Annotated in this window: 7 protein-coding genes and 2 rRNA genes (2 of these 9 cut by a window edge); 6 read left to right on the top strand and 3 right to left on the bottom strand. The window is 33.1% G+C overall.

Annotation, left to right across the window (positions count from 1 at the left end):
• On the top strand, positions 1 to 1,076 hold the 3' portion of the coding sequence (locus tag F0362_RS01650) for a glycosyltransferase (RefSeq protein ID WP_079520262.1). It extends 856 nt beyond the left edge of the window; 1,076 of the gene's 1,932 nt are visible here — the last part of the coding sequence; the start codon falls outside the window, past its left edge; the stop codon is at positions 1,074 to 1,076.
• Between the two features lie 65 nt (positions 1,077 to 1,141).
• Positions 1,142 to 1,918: a class I SAM-dependent methyltransferase gene (locus tag F0362_RS01645; RefSeq protein ID WP_000642908.1), complete on the top strand. Its 777-nt coding sequence runs from the start codon at positions 1,142 to 1,144 to the stop codon at positions 1,916 to 1,918.
• Positions 1,919 to 1,956: 38 nt separating this feature from the next.
• Here F0362_RS01645 and F0362_RS01640 read toward each other — a convergent pair whose 3' ends face one another.
• On the bottom strand, positions 1,957 to 2,901 hold the full coding sequence (locus tag F0362_RS01640; RefSeq protein WP_001230838.1) for an NAD-dependent epimerase/dehydratase family protein: 945 nt from the start codon (positions 2,899 to 2,901) through the stop codon (positions 1,957 to 1,959).
• A gap of 317 nt (positions 2,902 to 3,218) precedes the next feature.
• On the opposite strand from F0362_RS01640, the gene F0362_RS01635 reads away from it, so the two are divergent.
• From F0362_RS01635 to F0362_RS01620, 4 genes are all read left to right on the top strand, one after another.
• Positions 3,219 to 4,013 carry a sulfotransferase family 2 domain-containing protein gene (locus tag F0362_RS01635; protein ID WP_000790071.1) on the top strand — a complete coding sequence of 265 codons (795 nt, stop codon included), beginning with the start codon at positions 3,219 to 3,221 and terminating at the stop codon, positions 4,011 to 4,013.
• 216 nt (positions 4,014 to 4,229) lie between these two features.
• Positions 4,230 to 4,943, top strand: coding sequence for a class I SAM-dependent methyltransferase (locus tag F0362_RS01630; RefSeq protein WP_097859996.1), 714 nt, complete (start codon positions 4,230 to 4,232; stop codon positions 4,941 to 4,943).
• Between the two features lie 37 nt (positions 4,944 to 4,980).
• Entirely contained in the window at positions 4,981 to 5,853 is an 873-nt protein-coding gene (locus F0362_RS01625) for a class I SAM-dependent methyltransferase (RefSeq protein WP_097859995.1), read from the top strand.
• Positions 5,854 to 6,086: 233 nt separating this feature from the next.
• Entirely contained in the window at positions 6,087 to 7,163 is a 1,077-nt protein-coding gene (locus tag F0362_RS01620; RefSeq protein WP_000690969.1) for a glycosyltransferase WbsX family protein, read from the top strand.
• 14 nt (positions 7,164 to 7,177) lie between these two features.
• Here F0362_RS01620 and rrf read toward each other — a convergent pair.
• Together rrf and F0362_RS01610 are read right to left on the bottom strand one after the other, a co-directional pair.
• Positions 7,178 to 7,293, bottom strand: a 5S ribosomal RNA gene (gene rrf / locus F0362_RS01615).
• Between the two features lie 49 nt (positions 7,294 to 7,342).
• Positions 7,343 to 7,500, bottom strand: a 23S ribosomal RNA gene (locus tag F0362_RS01610) (it continues 2,764 nt past the right edge of the window).

Below are 7,500 nucleotides of genomic sequence, written 5' to 3'. Positions count from 1 at the left end.
ATACAAAGGTTCCTGTGATAGGTTTTAAAAATGCTGGAGGTTTTGAGGATGTTGTTACAGAAAAAACCGGTGCCTTAGTAGACTTTTTAAACTTACCAAAAATGGTCGAAAGAATATATGAACTTATTGGAGATGAAGAGTTACGCTTACAAAAGGGGAGCTTTGGCCAAGAGCTCATTGAAAAAAACTTTAATTTTCTTAATTACATTTATCAATTATTAGCGCTTCTCGAACATAATTACAAAAAAATAAGTGTAATTGTACCAAACTATAATTATGAACACTACTTACCTGACCGAGTCAGATCAATATTAAACCAAACCTACCCCCTTTACGAACTAATTTTCCTAGACGACGCCTCTACTGACAATAGCGTATCAACATTTGAAAAGCTGCTCTCAAAAGAAAATAAGCCTCATCTGAAAGTTCAACGAATTATTAACGAAAAAAACTCTGGTTCTGTATTTAAACAATGGATAAAAGGAATCTCCGAAGCAACCGGTGATTATATTTGGATCGCAGAATCAGATGACTTATGTGAGAAGACATTTTTACAAGAGGTGATACATGGATTTCATATAAATAACAAGGTTACCTTAAGCTACACACAATCAAAACAAATAGACGAACAAGGAAATGTAATAGCTGATCATTATTTAAATTACACAAATGATATCGATAAAGAAAAATGGAAAACCCCCTATTTTCGAAAAGGCATAGATGAAATACAAGATACGTTACTTATTAAAAACACTATACCTAATGTCTCAAGTGTAGTGTTTAAAAACATAGATATAAAAAACACAGAAAAACGACTAGCAAAATTTAAAATTGCTGGTGATTGGTTTTTCTATGTTTCCATCCTGCAAGAGGGACATATTCACTTTAATCCAAAGTCCCTAAACTATCATAGACGACATACAAATAGTGTAACGAAAACAGAAGATTCATATTCTCATTATAATGAAGTTGTACAAATGCAGAATTTCATTAAAAAGAACTTTACTATCGACGATATTTCTAAAATGAAGATGTATACATATAGAAAATACCTAAAAACATACTTGAACATTTAGCCTTGAACTTTATTTACTATCCGCATTTTTTATAAGACGCTACTATTATTTAGGGGGAATACTCTTTGAAAGCATTTATAGAGGAAAATAAAAACTTAATTTCTCAAATCGCAAACAACTACAATGTAAACGCAAATATCCATCCTGAGGATCACATTTTTCAATTCCTTGTCACTAATCCAGTCTTTCCTTCTAAAAAAGAAGCGATAGATTATTATTTTAAAGATGGACAAAAATCAGCACAAATACTCTTAGACTTAATTACTTCCTTTTATCCTCCTGCAGACAATCCAATTAAATTATTAGAATTTGCATCTGGATATGGCTGCGTAACACGCCATTTATTAAATCTACAAGCAAACTTGAGTATAACTGCTTGTGATATACATGAAGAAGCTATTACTTTTATTGAAAACACATTAAATCATTCTTCTATATTATCTCATCCTGAACCTGAACATTTAAAATTGGAAACTTCTACGTACGATATTGTTTTTTGTCTATCCTTTTTTTCTCATATGCCTGATACAACTTGGTTTCGTTGGCTTCAAACATTGTATAGTGCTGTTTCACCTGGTGGTTTATTCATTTTCACCACCCATGGGTATCAAAGTAAAAAATACTTTGGATTTCCAAATTTAAATGAACAAGGCTATTGGTTCCTTCCTTCTAGTGAACAATTCGATTTAGATGTTAACCAATATGGCCAAACGATAGTTAGCCCCTCTTACGTGTGTGACAAAATTAAGTTATTACCCTATAACCCTATCATTAAAAAATACACTGAAGGGTTTTGGTGGGATCATCAAGATCTTTGGGTAATAAAAAAAGAAATAAAATAATAAACCATGCTCTGCTTATATAAGTAGAGCATGGTTTATTATTTTTTACTATATAAGAACTCTTCAATCCATAACTTATTTAATCTAATTCCACTTTTGAAATCTATTTTAGGTTCCCAATTAAATTCTTGTCTCACCTTATCTATATTTAAAATGATTTTTTGAACATTTTCTTGTTTTGGTTTATAACAGATAAAGTCTACTTTTCTTTCTGTTATTTTCTCCAATTCCACTATAATTCGTTTTAAAGAAAGACCTTTGCCACTTCCTATATTATATACACAAGATTTCAATCGATTTAATTGTGATAGTTGTATAGTAATTTCAACTAAATCATCGATATAAATATAATCTCTAATAATCTCTTGTGGATTCCCGTATATATTAATCCTTTCATTACTAAGATGTTGGTACAAAAAACAATTTATTGCCCCAACTTTCTTTAAAGGATTTTGATATTTCCCATATGGATTAGAGTATCTACATACAACATAGTCGATGCCGTAGTTTCGCTTATAAAAATACAAATAATTCTCAAGCGAAACTTTTGTGATTCCATATGGAGAAAGTGGTTTCAACGGATGCTTCTCATCAATAGGCAAATATTCAGGTTCCCCATAAACTGTACCCCCTGAAGATGCTAATACAATTTTTTTAATACGAAAATCTTTAACACTTTCCATGAAATTAAGAAAAAAAAGGCTACTGTTAATATCCCCAAAAATATCTTCGATGGAAGTTGCTACATTAGACGTCGCAGCTAAATAAATAATAATATCCACATTCACTAAAGCTTTATATATATCTTCAACATTTTCTAAATCACCTGTAATAAATTCAACTTCATTTATAATATTTCGAGGGAAATTATTTATATGCCTGGAAAATACTTTTACATTTTGCCCCTGTTCTAATAAACCTAACGTGAGGTTAATACCAATGAAACTATTTCCACCTACTATTAAATAATTATTCTTCCTCATAATATCCTCTCTCTAGTAAGCAAATTTTTTACTCGTCACACCTAGAAATGCAAATACATGAACTCGATCATTTTTATTATTCATCCTCTTGTAATTGTATGCCCCTTATACATTTTCATTATCTTTATTTTATATTTTCATTTTAGAATCACTACCTTATCTAAAGTGTCCGAAAAAACACTCATAATATTTACTCACCCCCATGAATATAGTTTATTAATAAAAAATCAACCTTCTCTTCCTATATTTCCACTCGTGTATTCCATTTAAAGAAGCTTCTACATACACAAAACTCTCGAAAAAGGAGTACAGAACTCATGAAAAATATAAATCAAAAACTTTTAAACCACGTAATTCTACATAAAGATCGAATTCCACACTTCCATAAAGACTTTCCCCTTATACTATTTTGGAGTCATAGAAGCGGATGCACCACATTAGCTAATTGGTTCTTTTTTCAAATTGGATTATATACTGAAGCAAAGAAATACAATGACTTTATTCATTACTATGAGTTCTGGGTATACAAAAACAAAGAAAATTACATACCTGAGTTACAAAATGTTCTTCTAAAAGGGAAAAAAGATGTTTGTAAACTCGTACGAAATCCCTATACAAGGGCCGTTAGCTCATTTCTATTACTTGCTGACAATCCATATGCTAGCCCACAATGGGAAAGTATCCGAAAATGTTTTTATAATGACAAATATAGTAATGAAGGAATATCATTTAAACAATTTTTATATTACGTTCAAGCACTTGGTCCCAACTCCCTAGTAATGGATATACATTTTAGTCAGCAATATGTTCAGGGGGAAGAAGCCTTCATCCAACGCTACATACCTTTAGAAGATTTTAATAAGCAAATTCCCAAAATAGAAGACGAATACGGTTTAATTAAGTCCGACCTAGCCATACTTACGAATTCAGATCATCATCGCACTCATAAGATGATGTATGAAGGCAGCTATGCAGAACTTAGCATTACAGATGAAGCCTTCCCCCGATTTCCAACATATAAAAGCTTTTACGATAAAGAAACTATGGATTTAGTTACAGAAATATATGCACAGGACTTTGAAATGTATCCATACAAGAAAGGGATATTTTAAGTCTATACATTCTTCAATGAATAAAAGCGAATGTCTCGCATAGCATAAATTGACACTGTAATTCGCGCGAGATTATCCCTCAGCTGGTTATCCCCTTCTATCAATCGTACTTGTATGAGTTTCCTAATTTTCAGCCACTCTCTTTGATTCCTTTGATTGTTGAAGTGTGTCATACTATCCATCAATACATTGCATTTAAAACAGGAGTGATGTCATGTGGAAGACAATTTGAAACACAATACTGGGTACTGCGTTATTTGCGAGAAGGAAACTACATTTATAGAACATAATGATTGGCTTAGAGATCATTACTTATGTTCTACATGCCAATCTATACCAAGGCAGCGAGCTTTAATCCATGTTTTAAATACATTTTTTCCAAAATGGAATTCCTATAATATCCACGAATCCTCTCCTGGAGGAATTACAACTCAGCTACTAATAAAAAACTGTAAAAACTATACATATTCTCAATACTTTAAAAACTATCCTCTCGGCCAATACTTTCAAGGAATTAGATGTGAAAATTTAGAAGACATGACCTTCCCAAGTGAATTTTTTGATTTATTCATTACTCAAGATGTTTTTGAACATGTCATGACGCCAAACAAGGCATTTAAAGAAATAGAACGAGTATTAAAACCTGGTGGTGCTCATGTATTTACTGTCCCTTGGTATCATACACTCACAAAGACTGTGCAAAGAGCAAGAGTGAATAAAGAAGTAATTGAGCATATTGAAGAGCCCATTTATCATGGAAACCCTATCGATGAGAATGGGTCTTTAGTAACATTTGATTGGGGGCTAGATATGATTGAATATATTTACACACAGGCAAATATGTATACTACTGTTTATTTACAAAAGGATAGATCATTAGGGTTAGATGCTGAATTTTTGCATGTTTTTATTAGTACAAAAAAATCGTAAATAAATTTTATCATTATGTAATTTGGAGGTTTAACAAATGAATAATTTTAAGTTAGGAAGTGATTTTGATAACCTTGTTAGTCCATTATCTGACTTTGAACTTCTAAATCTATTTATACAAAGTTGCTCAGAAACAACAATAAACGGTGTACCCGTACCTATGTTCCCCCCTGAAGAAATCCAAAAACAATTTGTAGGTGCTTCCTATGAACACGCCCTATATGAAGCATATTTGTTTTATAGTCATATAAAAACATACGCTCAAAATTTAGGAGTTCCCTTGAATAAAGAAAGTAAAGTTTTAGACTTTGGTTGCGGTTGGGGACGAATTATACGCTTCTTGTTCAAAGATGTTCGGGATGAAAATCTGCTTGGGATTGATGTAGACCCCTTCATGATTACTCTTTGCAATGAAACATTAGGAAGAGGGATATATAAAACCGCAAGCCCACAACCTCCTGTAGAATTTATTCGTGACAATTCATTAGACATCATATTCGCTTATTCTGTATTCTCACATTTATCCGAAGAAACTGCAGAAAATTGGATAAAAGAATTTTCAAGAATTCTGCGTCCAGGTGGAATCTTCATCGCAACAACACAGGCACGATATTTTCTCGATTTTTGTCAACAATTCAAGGAACACCCTGAATTAATTCAAACAGGATGGCATAAAACTTTATCTCAGGCTTTTCCAGATATACATCGCGCTATCTCGGATTATGAACATGGGAATTTTGTACACAGTCCTACTGGTGCAGGAGATGTTAGAGATAGCAGCTTTTATGGAGAAACTGTTATACCTATGACCTATATTAAAAAGCATTATGAGAAGTATCTAAAACTGCGGGATTTTTTTGATGATGTAAACCGGTTACCACAGGCCCTATTTGTTCTCCAGAAAGATTAACTTCTTTCGTTCATAGTAATCCGCTTAATTTCATGATGAATGATACTTTTTATTTCAGACATATATATGAGAGCACCCAAGACTCTCGTATTAAGCAAACTATAAAACTAAATCCAATACGTAGCATACAAAAACAGTAAGAGAATATAAAATCTCTCGTTTTAAACTTGCTCCACAAAATCAAAAGTAACTTCCCACCACTTGAACTTCGAAGAACATAAGGGGGATATAGCTTGAAAATAATCGCTTTTTACTTACCACAATTCCATCAAATAAAAGAAAATGATCGCTGGTGGGGTAAAGGTTTTACTGAATGGACGAATACTAAAAATGCACAACCTTTATTTTCAGGACATTATCAACCTAGGGAACCTTATCAAGATTTTTATTATGACTTAACTACCCCATCCGTAAGAAAATGGCAAGCAGAAATCGCGAAAGCATACGGTATATATGGTTTTTGTTATTATCACTACTGGTTTAAAGGTAAGAGGCTATTAGAAACACCTTTTAATGAGGTACTTAAGATAGGGGAACCAGATTTTCCATTTTGCCTTTCTTGGGCAAATGAGCCATGGACAAGATCTTGGGATGGTCTTGATAAACATATATTAATGCCTCAAGATTATGGAGATGTATCAGATTGGAAAGAGCACTTTGAATATTTATTACAAGCGTTCCAAGATAAAAGATATATTCGTATAGATGATAAACCTCTATTCATTATTTATCGCCCGGGACATATTCCTGATTGTGAAAAAATGCTTAATTATTGGAATGCATTAGCACGAGAAAACGGTTTAAAAGGTATATACTTTACAGAAACATTAAACAGTTTTCCACTCCCTGATATAAATGGGTTCGATGCTAGCATTCAGTTTGAACCATTTTATACAATTGCCCATGATAGCTCTTCAGACATAAATAAAACAATATATGAGTCTGGTATGCAATTAAATGCTTGGGACTACGATAAAGTATGGATGTATATATTAAAGCGATTTCCTCCAAAGAAAAAAACATTCCCTGGAGCTTTCGTTGATTGGGATAACACTGCACGACGCAAAAATTCAAATAGCAGTATTTTTATAGGTTCTACTCCTGAAAAGTTCGCAATCTATTTAAGTAAGCAAATTCATCGTACTTACTCTCTTTATAACAGTGAGTTTTTATTTATCAATGCGTGGAACGAATGGGCAGAAGGAACCTACTTAGAACCAGATCAAAAATATGGATTTTCCTATTTAGAAGCGGTTAAAAAGGCAATCGATAGAGGTATGAAAGCATACAAAAAAGACGAGTCATTCTGACTCGTCTTAAGCTTGCTTGGCGACGTCCTACTCTCACAGGGACAAGGTCCCAACTACCATCGGCGCTAGAGAGCTTAACTTCCGTGTTCGGTATGGGAACGGGTGTGACCTCTCTGCCATCATCACCAAACTATGAAGGCATATTCCTTCAAAACTAGATAACATTTGCTTCATATTATATGGTTAAGTCCTCGATCTATTAGTATTCGTCAGCTCCACATGTCACCATGCTTCCACCTCGAACCTATCAACCTGATCATCTTTCAGGGATCTTACTAGCTTACGCTATGGGAAATCTCATCTTGAGGGGGGCTTCATGCTTAGATGCTTTCAGCAC

It is taken from the genome of Bacillus sp. BS98 (assembly GCF_008432245.1).
GTDB classification, from domain to species: domain Bacteria; phylum Bacillota; class Bacilli; order Bacillales; family Bacillaceae_G; genus Bacillus_A; species Bacillus_A toyonensis.
This window is presented reverse-complemented; position numbering and strand designations above follow the sequence as displayed.

Bases quoted from the DNA above. Each gene is read 5' to 3' on its own strand.
- F0362_RS01640 (WP_001230838.1), bottom strand. From the start codon at position 2,901: ATGAGGAAGAATAATTATTTAATAGTAGGTGGAAATAGTTTCATTGGT.
- F0362_RS01625 (WP_097859995.1), top strand. From the start codon at position 4,981: ATGAATAATTTTAAGTTAGGAAGTGATTTTGATAACCTTGTTAGTCCA.
- F0362_RS01635 (WP_000790071.1), top strand. From the start codon at position 3,219: ATGAAAAATATAAATCAAAAACTTTTAAACCACGTAATTCTACATAAA.